Raw genomic sequence first — 18,804 nt, 5'->3', positions numbered from 1 at the left:
CACTAATTAAGCATTTTAAACGAATTAATGAAGTCAGGTCTCAATATATACTCCGAGCGTCTTTCATGTTTGATTTTTTTTAGGACTTCTAACCCATAAAGAACTCTACCAACAGGTGTATACTCACCTTCGAATAATGGCTCATCCTGTAAGATTATAAAAAATTGACTATCTTCAGTGTCGTTCTTAAATGTTCGAGCTAATCCGACACTACCTTTGGTGTAATTAAAGTTATTATCGATCTCTGATTTAATTGTACCTAAACCTGATTTTCCAGTACCAATTTTTCTATAATCTAAATTTCCTTTTTTTCCAAACTCTAGGTCACCAGCCTGAATAAGTCTATTTTCAATTACCCTATGAAAAGCAATATTTTCATAAGCATTGGATCTAATTAAAGTTACAAATCTTTGAACTGCATTAGGCGAAGTATTTGGATAAAGTTCTATAATCACATTTCCACAAGGTGCATCTAAAATTGCTATATTGTTTGGTTTTTTAAAAGCAATATTCTTTGGATTAATATTTTTGACAAATAAACATTTATTTTTAACTATGAAGTATGTGCAGAAAGTAGCGACTCCTAATAAAATTAAAAAAATAAAAATAAATTTTTCTGATGTAGAAGCGCTAATTTTTTTTATCATTAAAATGTAAAAGAATTATCTATTTCTTTTATTCTATTTTCAATATATGAAATTTTATTATTTAAAATAGGATCTGATTTACGAATTTGGTTAATTTCCTTTTCTTCTAAAAAGATCATATGCGAATAAACTTCTGCCATATCTTCTGAGGCCGTCGACTTAGAGTATTCTGTGAAAAAACCTTTTGTTTCTTGGTATTGCTCTAAGCTTATTTTTTTTGTGCATGTAGAACATTCAGCATATCTAAATCTAGAATTATTAAATTTAATCCACTCTTCTTCGTTAAAAATATTTTTATGCTGAAGATGCATTACATGAAAAACTTCATGATGGATTACTCTTTCAAAGTAATCTTCATTAAATTTAATATCCAGTATTAATGTTTTCATTACATTATCTGGAATACCAGCTGTATATAATTCTGAAATTGTCAAATTTTCACACATAACAATATATTTGAGATTAATTTTTTTTAAATAATCATAGGAATATCTACTAAGATTTTTATGAATAATTTTATATTTTGCATCTAAATCTTTTTTATTTGAATCTGAACAAACAATATTTTTTTGAGTACCTAGCCTAAACGGTCTGACAGCATAAAAATATTTAAGCTTATTTTTAGTATCTATTTCATAAACCTCTAAGTTGGGTATTTTGATGAGATTATAAATAGTATTGGCTTTTAGTGGGGTAATAAAAATAATTAATAGTAAAATAGCTCTTATTAAGTTCATAATTATAAAGATAGAAGATATTCCATTATCAAAGAATGTGGTACATTTTATTTATAAATGAAAAAAGAAAGAAATAAAAACCCAATTCAACCTGTTAGTGGAACTAAAGTCCCAAGATTTGCTGGGCCATCTACATTTGCAAGATTACCAGAACTAAGAGATGTAGAAAGTTGTGATGTAGCAATTGTTGGAATTCCATTTGATGCTGGCACTAGTTACAGACCAGGAGCTAGATTTGGTCCAATGAGTATTAGACAGGCTTCAAGACATTTAAGAACCAATTATCATCCAAGCTATGATGTCGAACCTTTTAAAGTGCAACAAGTTGCAGATGCTGGAGATATAACTTGTAATCCATTTAGCATTGATGAATCGATAAAACAGATTGAAGCTGGAGCAACAGACTTATTAAATAAAGTTGGTGGTATAATTAGCCTAGGTGGAGACCATACAATTGCTGTACCATTATTAAGAGCAATTAATAAAAAATGTAATGGCCCAGTTGCTTTAGTGCATTTTGATGCACACCTAGATACTTGGGATACATATTTTGGTGCTCCTTATACACATGGAACTCCCTTTAGAAGAGCAAGAGAAGAGGGTTTATTTTTAGATGATGCTTCAATGCATGTTGGTATTAGGGGTCCACTTTACAGTAGAGATGACATTAAAAATGATGAAGAATTTGGTTTTAAAATTATTCACTGTGATGAGTTTCAAACACAAGGCACAGATAAAATTGCTGAAAGAATTAGAAAAAGAGTTGGTAACAATCCACTTTATTTGTCTATTGATATAGATGTTTTAGATCCAGCTTTTGCCCCAGGTACAGGCACACCTGAAATTGCTGGTATGACCACAAGAGAGATGGTTAATGTTCTAAGAGGTTTGTCTGGTTTAAATCTTGTTTCTGCTGATGTTGTTGAAGTCTCTCCTGCATATGATCATGCTGAAGTTACTTCATTAGCTGCAGCAACAATTGTTTATGAATTAACAAATTTATTTGCAAAATCATAAAGAAAGGATAGTTTCTGAAAATGTTAGATAAGAAAAAATTTTATATCAATGGTGAATGGGTTTCCCCAAAAAAACCAAATGATTTTAACGTAACAGACCCGTCAACCGAAGAGGACTGTGCGGTTATATCTTTAGGCGGAGTAGAAGATATAAATGATGCAGTAAGTGCTGCTGCTAAAGCTTTTGAAACATGGGCGTTTTCTTCTAAAGAAGAGAGATTAAAATATTTAGAAGCCTTATATGACGTTTATAAAAAAAGATGGGCTGATATGGCTAAAGCTATAACTCTTGAAATGGGAGCGCCAATTGATTTTTCAACTCAATTGCAAGCTGGAACTGGAGCTAGTCATATAAAATCTTATATAAAAGTTTTAAAAGAATATACGTTTGAAGCAAAATTAGGAGAACATGCTCTTAATAATAATATTTTACATGAGCCAAAAGGAGTTTGTGCATTAATTACTCCATGGAATTGGCCGATGAATCAAACTTGTTTAAAAGTAATACCAGCTATCGCTGCAGGTTGTACAATGGTGCTTAAGCCATCTGAAATAGCTCCATTATCATCGATGATTTTAGCAGAAATGATTGACGAAATTAAGTTACCAAAAGGTGTATTCAATTTAGTAAATGGAGATGGTGCAGTTACTGGAAATGCATTAACAAGTCACCCCGATGTAAACATGGTTTCATTTACAGGTTCAACTAGAGCAGGTGCTTTAATCTCTCAAAATGCAGCAAGTGATTTTAAAAGAGTTAGCCTTGAACTTGGTGGAAAAGGAGCAAACATTATATTCAAAGATGCAGATGCAGAAGCTGTTGAAAGAGGTGCTCTTAGATGTTTTAGAAATTCAGGACAATCTTGTAATGCTCCAACAAGAATGTTAGTTGAAAAATCAATTTATGCAGACACTGTTGAAAGAGTAAAAAATTTTGCTAACTCAATGAAGGTTGATGTTGCAACAAAAGAAGGTGATCATATTGGACCTGTTGTTTCAAAAGCTCAATTTGATAAAATCCAAGCGTTAATTCAAGTTGGTATTGATGAAGGTGCTAAATTAGTTGCTGGTGGAACCGGTAAACCCGATGGACTTGATAAAGGATATTTTGTTAAACCTACTGCTTTTGCAGATGTTAATAATCAAATGCAAATTGCAAGAACGGAAATATTTGGACCCGTTTTATCAATTATACCCTTTGAAACAGAGGAAGAAGCAATTGAAATTGCAAATGATACTCCTTATGGATTGTTAAATTTTATTCAAACTCAAGATCAAGAAAAAGCTAATAGAGTTGCTAGAAAACTAAGATCAGGAATGGTAGATATTAATGGAGCTGGTTTAGCACCAGATGCTCCTTTCGGTGGTTATAAGCATTCTGGTATTGGTCGTGAAGCTGGTAAATTAGGGCTTGAAGAGTATCTTGAAGTTAAAGTTGTTAGTGGCTGGAACGATTAATTAGGAATAGAATTATTTTTAATTCCATCCAACAAATCTAAACATTTTTTAAGTTCATCTAAAACTATAAACTCATCTATTTTATGAGCTTGTTCAATTGATCCTGGACCACAAACCACTGTGCTAATCCCAATTTCTTGAAATAATCCAGCCTCTGTTCCAAATGAAACAACTTGCCTAGAATTATCACCTGTTAAACTCGAAATTAATTCACAAGCATCTGACTTATCTTGTCTATCAAAACCAACTATTTCACCAATAATATCTTTTTCAATTGAGGCATTAGGAAAAACTTTTTTCATTTCAGGTAATAACACCTCATTTGCATACTTGTCGATTTCTTGATTTAAAAAAACCCCATCTTCTTTAACAACTGGTCGTGTTTCCCAATTAACATGACATTTGTCTGCTATTACATTATGAGCAATACCACCAAACACACCGCCAATAGAAAGGGTAGAGTGTGGTGGGTCAAAAATAGAGTCTTCTGGCGCTTTACTTTTAAGCTTCTCTCTAAGCTCAATTAATTTATTTACATATCGCGATGCATATTCAACAGCACTTACACCTTTATGGGGTGCTGAACTATGTCCTGCTAAACCTTTAAAATAAGTTGTGTATTCATAACATCCTTTATGAGCATCAATAATTTTCATATTAGTTGGTTCACCAATAATACAAATACCATCTTTAATATCTCTTTTTTTTAATTCCTCTATTAGTATAGGAGCACCCTGGCATGCTGTTTCTTCATCGAATGTAAATGAGAAATGAATATCTCTATCTAAATTTGATTTAGAATAAATAGGTGCATAAGCTAAAGTACATGCAATAAAACCTTTCATATCACATGAACCTCTACCATATAATTTATTGCTTTTAATAGTTGCGGTAAAAGGATCTGAACTCCAGCCCTTTGAAACAGGAACAACGTCAGTGTGGCCTGATAAAATAATTGGCTTCTTATTATTTGAATTTTTAGCTTTTAGTGTAGCAAATAAATTTACTCTTTTTTTTTCATCATCGTAAGTTTTAAAAGAAGTGGCACCTAGCTTTTTTAAAATATCATCACAATAGTTAATCAAAGAGCTATTATCTTCTCCAGATATTGTTTTAAATGCAATTAAATCAGTTAAAATTTTAACTGAATTATTAAATAATTGATCTGAACTATTTTCTGTACTCATAAATAACATCTATTATATATTAAATATATGAAAGAACAAATAACCTATGATGACTTTGACAAAATAGATATTAGAGTTGGAACTGTAATATCTGTAAAAAAAAATGAAAAAGCACGTAAACCTTCTTTAGTTATTGAAGTAGATTTTGGTAAAGAACTTGGAATTAAACAGTCTTCAGCTCAAATAACTCATTATTATAATGAAGATAATCTAAAGGGCAAACAAGTTATTGGTATATGTAACTTTCCTGAAAAAAATATTGCAGGAATAGTTTCACAAGTTCTTATTCTAGGTTCAATTGATAAAGAGGGAAAAGTTATATTAATTCATCCATCTCAAGAATCTAAAAACGGATTACCTATTGCATAAAAATGCACCCTGAAATTTTGTCACTTTCTTTGTTTATGTTTGTAACCAGTTGTTCGCCTGGACCAAATAATATTGTTGCTTCACACTCAGGTTTTAACCATGGAGTAAAAAAAACTATACCACTTATGTTAGGGGTCATTTTTGGATTCACCACAATGATTGCTATTGTGAATTTTGGATTAATAAACATATTTAAGCTTTATCCAATAATTCAAAAAACATTGATATTCACAGGAACTGTATTTTTAGTTTACTTAGCTTATAGGATATCATTTTCTAAAACTAGCACCCAAGAAAAGAGTCTCAACCCTGTAAGTTTTACTGAAACTTTTATGTATCAATTTTTAAATCCAAAAGGTGTAATCGTAGCAATAATATCTGTATCGACTTATGTTGAGGTAGGAAATAATTTTTTAAACTATTCTTTATGGGTAATTGGTGTTGCTTTCGTTTTTGCAATAATAAGTATCATCTTTTGGGTGCTTATAGGTAAATTTATGAGGAAATTTGCGACAAATGATAAATTTATTAAGTTGTTTAATTATGCTATGTCACTGCTTCTATTAAGCTGTATCGCAACTTTTTATTTATAATATGAAACCAGGTAACAAAAATTCTTATAATTCTTTAAAATCTATAGATATTAACAATAGAAAATATAAATATTATTCCCTATCTGAAGCAGAAAAAAATGGTTTAGATGGAATTTCAAAACTACCGAAATCCCTTAAAGTTTTATTAGAAAATTTATTGAGATATGAAGATGATTTATCTGTTACCAAAAGCCAAATAGAAGCAATTAAAGAGTGGTTGAAGACAAAAAAATCATCAACTGAAATTGCCTATAGACCAGCTAGAGTTTTATTGCAGGATTATACTGGAATACCAGCAGTTGCTGATCTTGCAGCTATGAGAGAGGCTGTTAAAGAAAAAAATAAAGATCCAAATACTATCAATCCACTTTCTGCAGTTGACCTTGTGATTGATCATTCAGTTCAAGTAGATAAATCAGCAAATAAAGACTCATTTGAAAAAAATGTTGATATTGAATTTAAAAGAAATGGTGAGAGATATTCATTTTTAAAATGGGGTCAACAAGCATTTAATAACTTTAGAATAGTTCCGCCTGGAACAGGAATTTGTCACCAGGTTAATTTAGAATATTTATCAAAAGTAGTCTGGTCTGAAAAATTTCAAAACGAGGACTATTTATTTCCTGACACGTTAGTTGGTACTGATAGTCATACTACCATGGTTAATGGCTTATCTGTTCTTGGATGGGGTGTTGGTGGAATAGAAGCTGAAGCTGGAATGTTAGGCCAACCAATTTCTATGTTAATTCCTGAAGTAATTGGATTTGAAGTTAAAAATAAAATGCCAGAAGGCACGACTGCAACAGATTTAGTTTTAACAGTTGTGAAAATGTTAAGAGATAAAGGGGTTGTTGGAAAATTTGTTGAATTTTATGGAGAAGGTTTAAAGAACTTAACTCTTGCTGATAGAGCGACAATTGCAAATATGGCACCAGAATATGGAGCAACATGTGGTTTTTTCCCAATTGATGAAGAGACATTAAAATATTTAAGATTCTCAGGAAGAGATGAGAATACAGTTAATATAGTTGAGAAGTATGCAAAAGAACAAGGTTTGTGGGCTAATGATCAAGTTGAATTTACTGATACTGTATCACTGGACATGTCTACAGTTGTTCCAACTATTTCAGGACCTAAAAGGCCTCAGGACAAAGTTTTGTTAACAGATGCGTCCACTGGATTTAAAAAAGTTTTTGAAGATGCAACTAGCAGAAAACAACAACATGTTTCAAAAGTATCAGGAACAGATTATGAAATTAAAGATGGTTCAATATTAATTGCAGCTATTACTTCATGCACTAATACCTCTAATCCCAATGTATTAATTGGAGCTGGGTTGTTAGCAAAAAAAGCAGTTGAACTTGGTTTAGAAACTAAACCATGGGTAAAAACATCATTAGCACCAGGCTCGCAAGTGGTTACTGATTATTTAGCAAAAGCAGGACTAAATGTATTTTTAGATAAACTTGGTTTTAATTTGGTTGGATATGGTTGCACAACTTGTATAGGAAACTCAGGACCTTTACCGGAAGAAATTGTTCAAGCCATAGACAAGGAAAACATCTACGCTGTTTCAGTTTTATCAGGAAATAGAAATTTTGAAGGAAGAATATCCCCACATATAAAAGCTAATTATCTAGCTTCACCGCCACTTGTAGTAGCTTATGCACTTGCTGGTCATATGGAATTTGATTTATACAAGGAACCTTTAGGAAAAAGCAAAGATGGTAAGGATATATTTTTAAAAGATATTTGGCCATCGAATAAAGAAATTGAAGATACATTGAGAGAATCTCTTAATGCAGAGATGTTTGTTAAAAGGTATTCAAATATTTCAGAGGGCCCTAAGCAGTGGCAAGAAATTAAAACTGAAAATACAAGTATTTACAATTGGGATTCTGGTTCAACTTATGTAAAGAAACCACCATTCTTTGAAAATTTACCAGATCAACCAGAAGGATTTAAGCCCATTAAAGATGCAAGACCAATTTTGATTTTAGGAGACATGGTTACAACTGATCATATTTCTCCAGCAGGGAACATTCAAAAAGAAAGTCCAACAGGTGAGTATTTTATGGAACATCAAATACTTCCAGCAGATTATAACTCCTATGGATCAAGAAGAGGCAACCATGAAGTAATGATGAGAGGAACTTTTGCAAATATTAGAATAAGAAATGAAATGGCACCTGGAACAGAGGGTGGGTTTACAAAACTTTATCCAGAAGAAAAAGTGATGCCAGTTTATAATGCTGTAGAGGAATATAAAAAAAGAGGAACAGACCTTGCTGTTATAGGTGGAAAAGAATATGGAACAGGATCGTCAAGAGATTGGGCTGCCAAAGGAACAAAGTTATTAGGTGTAAAAGTTGTAATAGCAGAAAGTTTTGAAAGAATTCATAGATCTAATTTAATTGGAATGGGTGTTTTACCTTTACAATTTACAGAAGGAAACAATAGGATAAACTTAAAATTAATTGGATCAGAGTTAATAACTGTTCTTCAAATAGAAGAGGGTATAAATGCATCAGATCATGTTCAGGTTGAGATAAAATATGCCTCTGGAGATATTAAAAAGATTAAAACTCTATGTAGAATAGACACTAAAAACGAATTAGAGTATTATAAAAATGGTGGAATACTTCAATATGTATTAAGAAATATGATATAAAAATGGACGAAGAAATTACAATCATAGATTCAAACGCAAGAAATGAAAGAATAAAGAATTTTTTTATAAATAATAAAAGAAAACTTATAATAATTGTCTCAATAATATTAGTAATTATAATTGGGTATCTATCATTTGAAAAATCTAAAGAAAGAACCAAAATTAAATTAGCAAATCAATATAACTTAGCTTTAATAGATCTAAGTCCAGAAAATAAAAAAAAAATAATTGATGAAATGGTTAATGTTATAAAAAGTAATGATGCAACTTATTCTCCACTAGCCTTATACCACTTATTAGATAATAATTTACTAGAAAACAATGATGAGATAAATATATTATTTAATGAATTGATTGAAAAAACAAACCTTGAAAATGAAATCAAAAATTTAATTATATATAAAAAAGCATTATTTAATTCAGACTTTGTAAGTGAAAATGAATTATTAAAAATACTAAATCCAGTGATTAATTCTGAAAGTATTTGGAAATCCCACGCATTATACTTACTAGCAGAATTTTTTTACTCAAAAGATGAAAAACAAAAAGCTAAAGAGTTTTTTAACCAGATTTTAGTTTTACCTAATGCTAATATCACAATCAAAAATGAGTCACAAAAGAGACTAAATAGAGATCTCGGTGAATAAAGTACTATTATCAATCTTAATCCTCGTAATCTTAAACAACTGTTCAACAAATAAAAAATTAGGATTTTTTGGTAAAGATAATAAAAAAGAAGCGCCAATCGTAAATAATAAAACTATTTTAACAAAACAAACAAGACTTGAACAAGAGTTTAATGCAAATTTGTACATTAAGATATCCAGTGAAAAGCTTAATCAAAATAGTTTAAATAATCAAAATGACAGTGGAGAACTTGCATATGAGGGCGACTTACAAAGAATTGGAAAATATAAATTTTCTAAATTCAATGACTTTGATTTTATAAGTCCAAATCCTTTATTTTATAATAAAGATTTAATTTTTTATGACAATAAAGGAACGATTATTTTTTATGATGAAAATCAAAAAATAGTATGGAAAAATAACTTTTACAATAAAAGTGAAAAAAAAATAAATCCAAGATTAAACTTTGCTATAAAAAATAATACATTAATTGTGACAGATAATGTGGCAAAATACTATGCAATCAATATTGACACAGGCGAACTATTATGGACAAAAACAAATATAGTTCCCTTCAACTCAAACATTAAAATAAAAGACGATGTTTTTTATGTTGTAGATTATAAAAATATTCTAAGGTCAATATCAACTCAAGATGGATCAGAAGTATGGAACTTAAAGACTGAAGAATCTTTAACAAAATCAAATACAAAAATATCAATTGCTCTTGATGAAAAAAATATTTATTTTAATAACTCAATTGGAGACATCACTGCTGTAAATATAAAATCTGGTCAACTTATTTGGCAACTACCCACACAAAATAACAATATTAGTCAAAATGCATTTCAATTATCAAATTCAGAATTGGTGATCAATGAAAATACAATGTTCTTTTCTAATAATAAAAATGAATTTTATTCTATTGATACAGCATCAGGATTAATTAATTGGAAAACTGAAATTAGTTCTGATCTTAAACCTGTCATTATTGGCAAGCTTTTAATAACTGTTTCTGAAAAAGGATATTTGTACGTAGCTGATAAAAAAACAGGAAATATAATCAGAATTAATGATTTGTTTATAAATTATAAAAAGATAAAAAGAGGTCAAACTAAACCTACAGGTTTTTTTGTGGGCATGAACAAGATTTATTTAACCAATGATGATGGGAAATTAATAATAATAAATGGAAATGAAGGTAGCATTCTTGAAACAATTAAAATTTCAAGTGGCAAAATTTCAAAACCTTTTATAAATGAAAGTAAACTCTTTTTAATAAGCAATGGTTCTATTATTAAATTTAATTAGTAATGTTTCTTAAGTTACTTGATAAATTAGGAAGAAAAAAAGTTGTTTTAGATCGTGGACCTTCTCACCCCAAATTCAACGAAGCCAAACCTTGGATGAATAGATATTATGTCTTATTAAGACATAGACCAAAATGGTTTCCGTTTAATATTCTATTACATGAAATGTTAGCTGATGATCATGGGGAAGGTGTCCATAACCATACATTTCCATATATAACCATCATATTAAGGGGAGGTTATTGGGAAACATCAAGTTCTGGAAGATTTTGGAGACCAGCTGGATATATCGGTTTTAGGTCAGCAAACAATTTGCATAGAGTTGATCTTAAACTAGGAACAAAGCCTCTTACACTGTTTATATCTGGTCCCTTCGGATTAAGAAAAGGGCCCAGGTCAGAGTATGGTATAGACTTTAAAACAAAAAAATGAATTTAAATAAATCATTTTTAAATTATTGTAAAAAAAATAATTTAGAAATTAATCCCAATCAACTAGACTTAATAGAAGAGCTGAATTTATTTTACAATCAGAACTTCAATAAATCACTTTTAAAAAAAATATTTACTAAACAGAATTCTAAAACAGGATTTTATTTACAGGGCGATGTGGGTGTGGGTAAAACCATGATATTGAATTTTTTTTATAATAATTTTGATAAAACTAAACAAAGATTTCACTTTAATGAGTTTATGATTAGTTTTCATGATTTTGTTTTTAAAAATAAAGAAAATAACCAAGAAAATATTATAGATAAATTTGTTAAAAAATTAAAAAGTAAATCTAAGTTAATTTATTTTGATGAGTTTCAAGTCACCAACATTGTAGATGCTATGATTTTGGGTAACTTATTCAAAAAAATATTTGATGAAAATATAAAAGTTTTATTTACATCAAATGCTAAATTAAATGATCTTTACAAAGATGGGTTGCAACGAGACCAATTTCTTCCCTTTATTAAAATAATGAAAGAAAGATGTTTTCAAGCAAAGTTAATTATCGAAGAAGATTATAGAAAATCCTTGAAAAATAAAAATGAAAGATATTTTTTTCCATTAAATGAAACAATAAATTTTAAACTTAATAAGTTTTTTAGAAAAATAACAAAAAATCTTCCTAACAAAGAAATGACCTTAATTATTAAAAGTAGAAAGTTTATTATTAAGAATTATTTTAATGGAATAGCACGTTTTGATTTTAAAGAATTATGTTCTAAAAACATTGGAGCAGAGGATTATATAAAAATAGCTGAAATGTGTAGTTTTATTGTTATAGAAAATATTCCTGTCTTTAATATTGATAATTCTAATCAACAACAAAGATTTATTACACTAATTGATATTCTTTATGAAAAAAATATACCTTTAATGATATCATCTCAATTGCAATTAGATTTATTAAGTTCCTCAGAGGATTTAAAAAAAATATTTAAAAGAACTATTAGTCGATTATATGAATTAACTTCTATCAAATATAACAAGCTATGAGACAAGAATTTTTCAATTTAGAATTGAATACAAATGGACAGAAGCTGTATGAATTTACCAAACAAATAAATCAATGGGTTAGTGATAATGAGTTTAATAATGGAATTATTAATATAAGTATTCAACACACTAGTGCTTCATTAATAATTCAAGAGAATGCTGACCCAGATGTTCAAACTGACTTAATAAATTTTTTTAATAAGCTCGTGCCAATGGATAATTCCCTTTATATCCACACAGCTGAAGGAAAAGATGACATGCCTGCACACATTAAATCTGTGTTAACTAATAATCAAATCTCTTTAAGTGTTAAGAACTATGAGTTATTACTTGGAACTTGGCAAGGATTATATCTTTTTGAGCATAGAATTGAGAAACAAAAAAGATTGATTGTTCTTCATTATTTAGGTGATTAGCTTTTCTTAATTGTTTTAAAAGCGTCTAGTGCAGCATTTCTTGCTTCAGCATGGTCTACAATTGGTTTTGGATAGTTGACACCGACAACTACTTTAATCTGCTCTTGGTATTTGATTTCTAGTTCCCATGGTTTATATAAAAATTTATTAGGCATGTTTTTAAGTTCTGGAACCCATTTCTTTGTATAAATCCCATCTTTATCAAATTTCTCACCCTGAAGAATTGGGTTAAATATTCTAAAATAAGGTGCTGCATCGGCACCACAGCCTGCAACCCATTGCCATTGGGCAACGTTACTAGCTTCATTATAATCAACCAAACAATTTTTAAAATGCTTTTCTCCTTCATTCCAATGAATTCTTAAATGCTTTACAAGAAAAGAAGCAACAATCATTCTTACTCTATTGTGCATCCATCCTGTTTCATACAATTCTCTCATCCCTGCATCAACAATGGGGTATCCTGTCATACCTGTTTTCCAAGCTTTAAGAAATTTATCATTTTTAACCCAAGGAAAATTATCAAAATCTTTTCTAAGGTTGCCTTTTAGCATTTGTGGGAAGTAATTAATTAAACTATGAGAAAATTCTCTCCATCCTAACTCATTAATATATTTTCTATATCCAATTTTTTTAATTTTAATGTCTTGGCATTTCTTCCAAATTGTCTCCACATGTATTTGTCCAAATTTTAAGAAAGGAGATAACTTGGAGGTTCCGTTAACACCTGGAATATCTCGTGCTTCACCGTAGCTTTCAATTCTATTATTTATTAATTCTTGTAAATATTTTTTAGCTTCTTGTTCAGATGGTATCCAATATTTCTCGAATTTCTTATGCCAATTTTTTTTAGGTAAAATTTCTTTTATAGAAATTGATTTTTTAAATATATTTATTTTTTTTATTTTTGATTTAACTTTTATAAATTTAGAAGGTACTTTTGAGATATAAAGTTGCTCAGTTTTTTTCCAAAAAGGAGTGAATACTTTATAAGGTGTGCCATCATCTTTAGTCATTTCCTGAAATTCTACAAGAATATTCCCTTTAAAATATTTATATTGAACTTCATTTTTAATGAATAGATCCCTTATTTTTTTACCTTTATTAATTACATCTGGTTCATATACTTTACTCCAATAAACAGTAACATCATCTTTCTTCTTTAAATTTGACAATATCTCTAGTTCATCACCTAATTGAACTTCTAATGTGATATTTAACTTTTTTAGATCTAGGTTAAAATTTTCTAAAGCTTTAGACAGCCACCATTTTTGAGCTTCCCTTTTTTTATCAAAATTTTTTGGGTTATAAATATAAAGAGCACTTACAAACTCATGATTTTGAGTTGCAATAGCTAAGGCTTCATTATCTTCAATTCTAAAATCTTCTCTTATCCAAACAACAGCTTTTTTTGTCATATTTACTTAGATTTTTTGCAATCCATCGCTCAGTAGTTTTTGGTACATTGCGTTATCAGTTAAACCTTCACAACCAAATAAAAGTACATTTGATTGCTCATTTAACTCCAGTTTATCCAAGTATTCTTTATTGTTAAATGAGCCTATTAACGCAATTATACCTGGTACGGCACATTCACCAGCTATTATTTTTTCATCAGATAAATGTTTTTCTGCTAGCAGTGCAACAGTAGTTGAGATTGCTTCATCAGGAACAGTTAAGCAGTAGTTAGTAGAATTTTTTAAAATTTCCCAGGCAATACTTGAAACATCTCCACAAGACATTCCACCCATTATTGTTTCTTTTTTTATATCAACAGTTGTGGGCTTATTATTTTTAATACTTTGAAGCACACAGTCTGCATTTTCTGGCTCAACAGTAATAAACTTTGGGATATTTTTAGATAATTTTGCAAAGCCAGCAATCATTGCCGCTGCCATTCCCCCAACACCTGCTTGAAGAAATACGTGTGTTATTGAATTTGAGTTTATTTCATCTAAAATTTCTTTAACCATTATTGTGTACCCAGCCATAATCAATTTTGGTACTTCTTTGTAACCCTCCCAAGACACATCTTGTACAATTTCCCAATTATTTGCATTAGATTGTTTGATGCATTTCTTCAATGAATTATCGTAATTCCCTTTAACTCTAATAACCTCAGCATCCAGATTTCGCATAGCTTCAGCTCTAGACTCGCTAACAAATTCACTTATAAATATTTTACATTTTAAACCTAGTCTTTGTGCTCCCCAAGCAACTGATCTTCCATGATTTCCTGCTGTAGCCGTTGAAACTATTATATTCTTTTTTTCACTTGCAATTTTGTAAACAGCAAAGGCCCCACCTAATGCTTTAAATGATTTAAGTTCAAATCTTTTATCTTCGTCCTTGTAGTAAATATTTTTGAATTTTAATTCATCGCTTAATTTGTTTAATTTAATTAGTGGAGTAGGCGCGTAGTTATCCCAACTAGATATAGCCAATATCGCTTCATCTATAAATTTTTCTGGTAATTGAGTGAGTATATTTTTTTTATTAAAATTATACTCTTTATTTTCTAAAAAAGATGTAATGGACCAAAGGTCTTTCTGAAGGATTGATTTCATTTTTATTAACAATCAAGAGTGCTATTTTTTTCCCAGTGAGTTACTGAGCTTTTCTTATCAAATTTTTCTTCTTTGTTAAAATCTTTAATTTCCATATTTTTTAATTTTATGTAGCTTGTTATAACATCATCTCCAAATGCTTCCTTAAGTTCTTTGCTATTTTGAAGAAAATTTAAAGCATCCTCAATTTCATTAGGTAATTTTTTTAAATTTGGGTAATTTTTGTAATCAGTGTACATATTACAAGTTAATGCTTCACCAGGGTTAATCTTATTATTTAAACCGTGAAGTCCTGCAGCAATAATACCAGCTTGAAGTAAGTAGGGGTTAGATGAACCGTCCATTAATCTTAACTCAAATCGACCTGCATCTGGCACTCTAATCATATGTGTTCTGTTATTTCCTGTATAAGAAATACTACTTGGTGACCATGTTGCACCAGATTTTGTTGGTGGTGCATTTATTCTCCTATAGCTATTAACTGTTGGGTTAAAAAATGCAGAAAGTGGTTGGGCTAAATTCATTACACCTCCTAAGAAATTATAAGCAAGTTTACTTATACCAAGTTTATCACTGGTATCTAAAAATCTATTCTTGTCATTATTCCAAAGAGAAACATGAGCATGACAACCATTCCCAGTTAAATTACTAAAAGGTTTTGGCATAAATGTTGCTCTAAGCCCATGTTTTTCTGCTAAAGATTTTACCATATATTTAAAGAAGACATGTCTATCTGCTGTAATTAAACAATCATCATAATTCCAATTCATTTCAAACTGTCCATTAGCATCCTCATGGTCATTTTGATATGGATGCCATCCCATTTGAATCATAGCATCACAAATTTCTTTAATTAAATCATACTTTCGCATTAATGCTGATTGATCATAACAAGGTTTCGATTGAGTATCTCGTAGATCTGCAATACTTGAACCATCTTGAGAAATCAAAAAATATTCACACTCTACCCCAGATTTCATTTGTAATTCTTTTTTATTCAATTTAGCTATTTGCTCTTTAAGCATAACCCTTGGGGATGCTTTTACAGGTTTCCCACCCATCCATAAATCTGATGCAAGCCAACCAACTTCTTTATTCCAAGGTAATTGAATTAAACTATCTGGATCTGGAATAGCAAACATGTCTGTATCAGCGGGTGACATATCCAGCCATGTTGCAAAGCCAGCAAAGCCAGCACCATTTTTTTGCATATCTCCAATTGCTTCGGTTGGGACTAATTTTGATCTCAAGATACCAAATAAATCTACAAAGCTAATTAAGAAGTATTTAATCTTTTTTACTTTAGCAATTTTAGATAAATTTTTTGCCATTATTTTAAAAAAGAAAAAATAGCTTCCTTGTAATAGATTAAATTTCCACCAATAATAATTATTATAGCTGTAATAACCCCATACTTTGCTTTTGGAAAAACTACACCAATCATTTTGCTTGGTCTTTGATCCTCGTTATTATTTTCAGTCATATTGAATTTCTATATAAAAAAGGGCACCACAATTATGTAGTGCCCAAAGTTTATTTTATATTACCAGTCGGTAATATTGCTTTTATGATCATTAGCACCATGTCTTTTTCTAGCCAATCTTGAGAGTTTTTCACTCTCAGATCTAGCAGTCAAAACATGCCAGCCAATCCAAAAAACTACACCAAGAATAACTAGTAAAGTTTCAGTGGATCCAGCTCCCGGATAAACTGCTCCGACAACCTCTTTTGCACTTAAATGATCTATCCAGTTTGTAACTGTAGCCATATTTTTCTCCTTTACCTAGTTGAAGAGGCGACCGCTTTTTCAGCTTCTCTATCGTCCTCCATTATTTCATAGTCTAGTCCTGCTATTTCAACTTCACGTGGTATCCTTAATTTACCAAAAGCGCTTAGTATTCTAGCAATAACGTAGCCTGGTAGCATTCCAAGAACTCCGAACATTATAATTGCTCCAAGAAATTGCCCCAGTGGATTGATTGATGCATAAGTTGATCCGTCCCACATAGCTCCAACATTATATCCAGATGCTGGGTAACCATTTAAAACAAATCCACAAATTATAAGACCAACAACACCCGCATAACCATGTACTGCTACTGCACCAACTGCATCATCAATTTTGAATTTACGTTCAACCCAGTAATGCATTTTGTATGCTATAACAACACCGATCGCACCAATAAGCATTGCTTGTATCGGGTGATACAAATCATTACCTGCAGATGCACAGATGATCCCAGCTAGTCCACTTGAGTAAGTCCAGAATGGATCACCTTTTGCGACCACGTATCCAGCCAATAATCCACCTGATAATGACATCAGAAAGTTATAGGTTATTCCGCTCAGTGTGGTTGGGGTTACATATATATTTGTTGCTGTCCAGTACGTTACACCTTCCATTCCATACTCAGGTCCAAGATCAAATATCGGTATATTACATGCCGCATAAAATCCCCAGAAACCAGTATAGATTAAAAATAATCCAACTGTAACTAGCCATGGGTTTCTTGGTCCTATATTTCTTGGTTCACCACTTGATGAGAACTTTCCAATTCTAGGTCCTAAAACGATTAGAACACCTAAAGCAAACCCACCCGCAATTGCGTGAATTACTCCTGATGCGTAAGCGTCATGATATCCTAAAATTTTAAGCATCCATCCATCAAAGTGCCATCCCCAAGCAGCATCAATTACCCAGAAGCACGAACCAATTGCAATTGCTAAAATACCAAATGCAAAAGTTGTAATTCTTTCAATGATTGCTCCAGAAACAATTGAAGCAGCTGTCCATGAAAATAGTAAGAATGCAGCCCAGAATACTCCACTTATACGGTCACCTAAGTTGACAGCCATAAATTCAGTATTTGCTAAATACCATTTCGCACTAAAAGTACTTTCGTCAGTAATTAATGCTGAACTCTCATTCATTATTGATGGAGCTATCCCCGGTCCTGTTGGGAATGCCCAGTAAATCCACCAACCAAAGAAAAACCAGGTTACCGTTACTAGAGGTATTACCATGGTATTTTTCATTAAAGTGTGTTGGTGATGTTTATAACGCGAGGCTCCAACTTCATACATACAAAACCCGACGTGAATCAGGAACATTAATACTACTGTTACCCAGTAGTAAAATTCTGTAAATATAACTGTAAGAGCACCTAATTGATCATCCATAATCTCTCTCTCCTTGTTAATTTAGGAAAGCTTACGAGATTTTAATAGGTGTGACAAACTATACAGTGCTTAAATAGATAAGCAATGACGGTATATTTAAAAAAAATAATCAACCTTTGATTGATGGACTAAAACTTAAGGTAAGCTTTTTTCAAATCAACAAGAGGGTGCTTTTTAGACATTTGAAACTTAACTAGAAGCTCTCTTGCAATCATATCTCTGTCTTGTTGGTTATCTGGTAATTTGATTGATTTTGGAATTGTAACCCAACCATTTGCATTTCTACAAAATACAGCAGGTCTATCCTCTTCATAACCCATATGAATATCTTCTAACCAGTTAAGATCATCCCATCCCATAGCTTCTACATATTTTTTTAAGAATGGAGTCATCTTCTTATAATCAGGTAATAGGTTAACGTCATATCTATAACCGATATGTTGCCCAATCATTTTTTCTCTAGCTGTTTCTTTAGATTTTCCACCTAGATTTTCTTTTTTTACTTTTGTTTTTGTTTTTTTCTTAACCATAAATATTCC

Annotated in this window: 20 protein-coding genes; 10 read left to right on the top strand and 10 right to left on the bottom strand. The window is 30.7% G+C overall.

Translation table 11 applies throughout. The features are described from left to right. Nucleotides 1-2: 2 nt before the first annotated feature. Nucleotides 3-647 carry a peptidylprolyl isomerase gene (locus ABXT48_RS05330; RefSeq protein ID WP_415302750.1) on the bottom strand — a complete coding sequence of 215 codons (645 nt, stop codon included), beginning with the start codon at nucleotides 645-647 and terminating at the stop codon, nucleotides 3-5. Continuing rightward, nucleotides 647-1,384, bottom strand: a complete 738-nt coding sequence (locus ABXT48_RS05325; RefSeq protein WP_415285969.1) for a putative zinc-binding metallopeptidase — start codon at nucleotides 1,382-1,384, stop codon at nucleotides 647-649. Before ABXT48_RS05325 ends, ABXT48_RS05330 begins: the two co-directional genes overlap by 1 nt. A gap of 57 nt (nucleotides 1,385-1,441) precedes the next feature. Between ABXT48_RS05325 and speB the strand changes: the two genes are divergently transcribed. Both speB and ABXT48_RS05315 read left to right on the top strand, forming a co-directional pair. Then, the gene (speB, locus tag ABXT48_RS05320; RefSeq protein ID WP_415285968.1) at nucleotides 1,442-2,401 is read left to right on the top strand and encodes an agmatinase; all 960 of its coding nucleotides are present in this window, start codon (nucleotides 1,442-1,444) and stop codon (nucleotides 2,399-2,401) included. 20 nt (nucleotides 2,402-2,421) lie between these two features. Beyond that, nucleotides 2,422-3,858, top strand: a complete 1,437-nt coding sequence (locus tag ABXT48_RS05315; protein WP_415302748.1) for an aldehyde dehydrogenase family protein — start codon at nucleotides 2,422-2,424, stop codon at nucleotides 3,856-3,858. On the opposite strand, the gene argE is transcribed toward ABXT48_RS05315, so the two are convergent. Then, a complete protein-coding gene (argE, locus tag ABXT48_RS05310; RefSeq protein WP_415285965.1) occupies nucleotides 3,855-5,045 on the bottom strand; it encodes an acetylornithine deacetylase in 1,191 nt (396 codons plus the stop codon). The two genes, ABXT48_RS05315 and argE, sit on opposite strands and share 4 nt — an antisense overlap. Nucleotides 5,046-5,072: 27 nt before the next feature. Between argE and ABXT48_RS05305 the strand changes: the two genes are divergently transcribed. From ABXT48_RS05305 to ABXT48_RS05270, 8 genes are read left to right on the top strand one after another with little or no spacing between them, the layout of a single operon-like run. After that, nucleotides 5,073-5,414, top strand: coding sequence for a tRNA-binding protein (locus ABXT48_RS05305; RefSeq protein WP_415285964.1), 342 nt, complete (start codon nucleotides 5,073-5,075; stop codon nucleotides 5,412-5,414). Between the two features lie 2 nt (nucleotides 5,415-5,416). After that, nucleotides 5,417-6,007 (top strand): LysE family translocator, encoded by a 591-nt coding sequence (locus ABXT48_RS05300; protein ID WP_415285963.1) that lies wholly within the window; start codon nucleotides 5,417-5,419, stop codon nucleotides 6,005-6,007. Between the two features lies 1 nt (nucleotide 6,008). Further along, nucleotides 6,009-8,678, top strand: a complete 2,670-nt coding sequence (gene acnA / locus ABXT48_RS05295) for an aconitate hydratase AcnA (protein ID WP_415302746.1) — start codon at nucleotides 6,009-6,011, stop codon at nucleotides 8,676-8,678. Between the two features lie 2 nt (nucleotides 8,679-8,680). Continuing rightward, nucleotides 8,681-9,325 (top strand): hypothetical protein, encoded by a 645-nt coding sequence (locus tag ABXT48_RS05290; protein ID WP_415285962.1) that lies wholly within the window; start codon nucleotides 8,681-8,683, stop codon nucleotides 9,323-9,325. Further along, a complete protein-coding gene (locus tag ABXT48_RS05285) occupies nucleotides 9,318-10,616 on the top strand; it encodes a PQQ-binding-like beta-propeller repeat protein (protein ID WP_415302744.1) in 1,299 nt (432 codons plus the stop codon). Before ABXT48_RS05290 ends, ABXT48_RS05285 begins: the two co-directional genes overlap by 8 nt. Nucleotides 10,617-10,618: 2 nt before the next feature. After that, nucleotides 10,619-11,047, top strand: coding sequence for a hypothetical protein (locus ABXT48_RS05280; RefSeq protein WP_415302742.1), 429 nt, complete (start codon nucleotides 10,619-10,621; stop codon nucleotides 11,045-11,047). After that, nucleotides 11,044-12,102, top strand: a complete 1,059-nt coding sequence (gene zapE / locus ABXT48_RS05275) for a cell division protein ZapE (protein WP_415285959.1) — start codon at nucleotides 11,044-11,046, stop codon at nucleotides 12,100-12,102. The genes ABXT48_RS05280 and zapE overlap by 4 nt, the downstream gene beginning before the upstream one ends. Further along, the gene (locus tag ABXT48_RS05270) at nucleotides 12,099-12,518 is read left to right on the top strand and encodes a secondary thiamine-phosphate synthase enzyme YjbQ (RefSeq protein WP_415285958.1); all 420 of its coding nucleotides are present in this window, start codon (nucleotides 12,099-12,101) and stop codon (nucleotides 12,516-12,518) included. Before zapE ends, ABXT48_RS05270 begins: the two co-directional genes overlap by 4 nt. On the opposite strand, the gene ABXT48_RS05265 is transcribed toward ABXT48_RS05270, so the two are convergent. From ABXT48_RS05265 to ABXT48_RS05235, 7 genes are all read right to left on the bottom strand, one after another. Continuing rightward, nucleotides 12,515-13,936, bottom strand: a complete 1,422-nt coding sequence (locus ABXT48_RS05265) for a cryptochrome/photolyase family protein (RefSeq protein ID WP_415285957.1) — start codon at nucleotides 13,934-13,936, stop codon at nucleotides 12,515-12,517. The two genes, ABXT48_RS05270 and ABXT48_RS05265, sit on opposite strands and share 4 nt — an antisense overlap. A gap of 6 nt (nucleotides 13,937-13,942) precedes the next feature. Further along, nucleotides 13,943-15,085, bottom strand: a complete 1,143-nt coding sequence (locus ABXT48_RS05260) for a diaminopropionate ammonia-lyase (RefSeq protein ID WP_415285956.1) — start codon at nucleotides 15,083-15,085, stop codon at nucleotides 13,943-13,945. 5 nt (nucleotides 15,086-15,090) lie between these two features. Then, the gene (gene glnT, locus ABXT48_RS05255; RefSeq protein WP_415285955.1) at nucleotides 15,091-16,416 is read right to left on the bottom strand and encodes a type III glutamate--ammonia ligase; all 1,326 of its coding nucleotides are present in this window, start codon (nucleotides 16,414-16,416) and stop codon (nucleotides 15,091-15,093) included. After that, nucleotides 16,416-16,568: a hypothetical protein gene (locus tag ABXT48_RS05250; protein WP_415285954.1), complete on the bottom strand. Its 153-nt coding sequence runs from the start codon at nucleotides 16,566-16,568 to the stop codon at nucleotides 16,416-16,418. Before ABXT48_RS05250 ends, glnT begins: the two co-directional genes overlap by 1 nt. A gap of 60 nt (nucleotides 16,569-16,628) precedes the next feature. After that, entirely contained in the window at nucleotides 16,629-16,853 is a 225-nt protein-coding gene (locus ABXT48_RS05245; protein WP_415277903.1) for a hypothetical protein, read from the bottom strand. Between the two features lie 11 nt (nucleotides 16,854-16,864). Then, a complete protein-coding gene (locus ABXT48_RS05240; protein ID WP_415285953.1) occupies nucleotides 16,865-18,265 on the bottom strand; it encodes an ammonium transporter in 1,401 nt (466 codons plus the stop codon). 128 nt (nucleotides 18,266-18,393) lie between these two features. Continuing rightward, a complete protein-coding gene (locus ABXT48_RS05235; protein ID WP_415285952.1) occupies nucleotides 18,394-18,795 on the bottom strand; it encodes a hypothetical protein in 402 nt (133 codons plus the stop codon). Between the last annotated feature and the right edge of the window lie 9 nt (nucleotides 18,796-18,804).

Origin of the sequence: Candidatus Pelagibacter sp. Uisw_101, from assembly GCF_047727615.1 — a bacterium.
GTDB lineage: Bacteria > Pseudomonadota > Alphaproteobacteria > Pelagibacterales > Pelagibacteraceae > Pelagibacter.
Note: the sequence above shows the minus strand (reverse complement) of the source record. Positions and strands in the feature narration are given on the sequence as shown.

Bases quoted from the DNA above. Each gene is read 5' to 3' on its own strand.
- ABXT48_RS05240 (WP_415285953.1), bottom strand. From the start codon at position 18,265: ATGGATGATCAATTAGGTGCTCTTACAGTTATATTTACAGAATTTTAC.
- ABXT48_RS05330 (WP_415302750.1), bottom strand. From the start codon at position 647: ATGATAAAAAAAATTAGCGCTTCTACATCAGAAAAATTTATTTTTATT.
- glnT (WP_415285955.1), bottom strand. From the start codon at position 16,416: ATGGCAAAAAATTTATCTAAAATTGCTAAAGTAAAAAAGATTAAATAC.
- ABXT48_RS05300 (WP_415285963.1), top strand. From the start codon at position 5,417: ATGCACCCTGAAATTTTGTCACTTTCTTTGTTTATGTTTGTAACCAGT.
- zapE (WP_415285959.1), top strand. From the start codon at position 11,044: ATGAATTTAAATAAATCATTTTTAAATTATTGTAAAAAAAATAATTTA.
- ABXT48_RS05250 (WP_415285954.1), bottom strand. From the start codon at position 16,568: ATGACTGAAAATAATAACGAGGATCAAAGACCAAGCAAAATGATTGGT.
- argE (WP_415285965.1), bottom strand. From the start codon at position 5,045: ATGAGTACAGAAAATAGTTCAGATCAATTATTTAATAATTCAGTTAAA.
- ABXT48_RS05290 (WP_415285962.1), top strand. From the start codon at position 8,681: ATGGACGAAGAAATTACAATCATAGATTCAAACGCAAGAAATGAAAGA.
- ABXT48_RS05315 (WP_415302748.1), top strand. From the start codon at position 2,422: ATGTTAGATAAGAAAAAATTTTATATCAATGGTGAATGGGTTTCCCCA.
- ABXT48_RS05265 (WP_415285957.1), bottom strand. From the start codon at position 13,936: ATGACAAAAAAAGCTGTTGTTTGGATAAGAGAAGATTTTAGAATTGAA.
- ABXT48_RS05260 (WP_415285956.1), bottom strand. From the start codon at position 15,085: ATGAAATCAATCCTTCAGAAAGACCTTTGGTCCATTACATCTTTTTTA.
- ABXT48_RS05325 (WP_415285969.1), bottom strand. From the start codon at position 1,384: ATGAACTTAATAAGAGCTATTTTACTATTAATTATTTTTATTACCCCA.
- acnA (WP_415302746.1), top strand. From the start codon at position 6,009: ATGAAACCAGGTAACAAAAATTCTTATAATTCTTTAAAATCTATAGAT.
- speB (WP_415285968.1), top strand. From the start codon at position 1,442: ATGAAAAAAGAAAGAAATAAAAACCCAATTCAACCTGTTAGTGGAACT.
- ABXT48_RS05280 (WP_415302742.1), top strand. From the start codon at position 10,619: ATGTTTCTTAAGTTACTTGATAAATTAGGAAGAAAAAAAGTTGTTTTA.
- ABXT48_RS05305 (WP_415285964.1), top strand. From the start codon at position 5,073: ATGAAAGAACAAATAACCTATGATGACTTTGACAAAATAGATATTAGA.
- ABXT48_RS05235 (WP_415285952.1), bottom strand. From the start codon at position 18,795: ATGGTTAAGAAAAAAACAAAAACAAAAGTAAAAAAAGAAAATCTAGGT.
- ABXT48_RS05245 (WP_415277903.1), bottom strand. From the start codon at position 16,853: ATGGCTACAGTTACAAACTGGATAGATCATTTAAGTGCAAAAGAGGTT.
- ABXT48_RS05270 (WP_415285958.1), top strand. From the start codon at position 12,099: ATGAGACAAGAATTTTTCAATTTAGAATTGAATACAAATGGACAGAAG.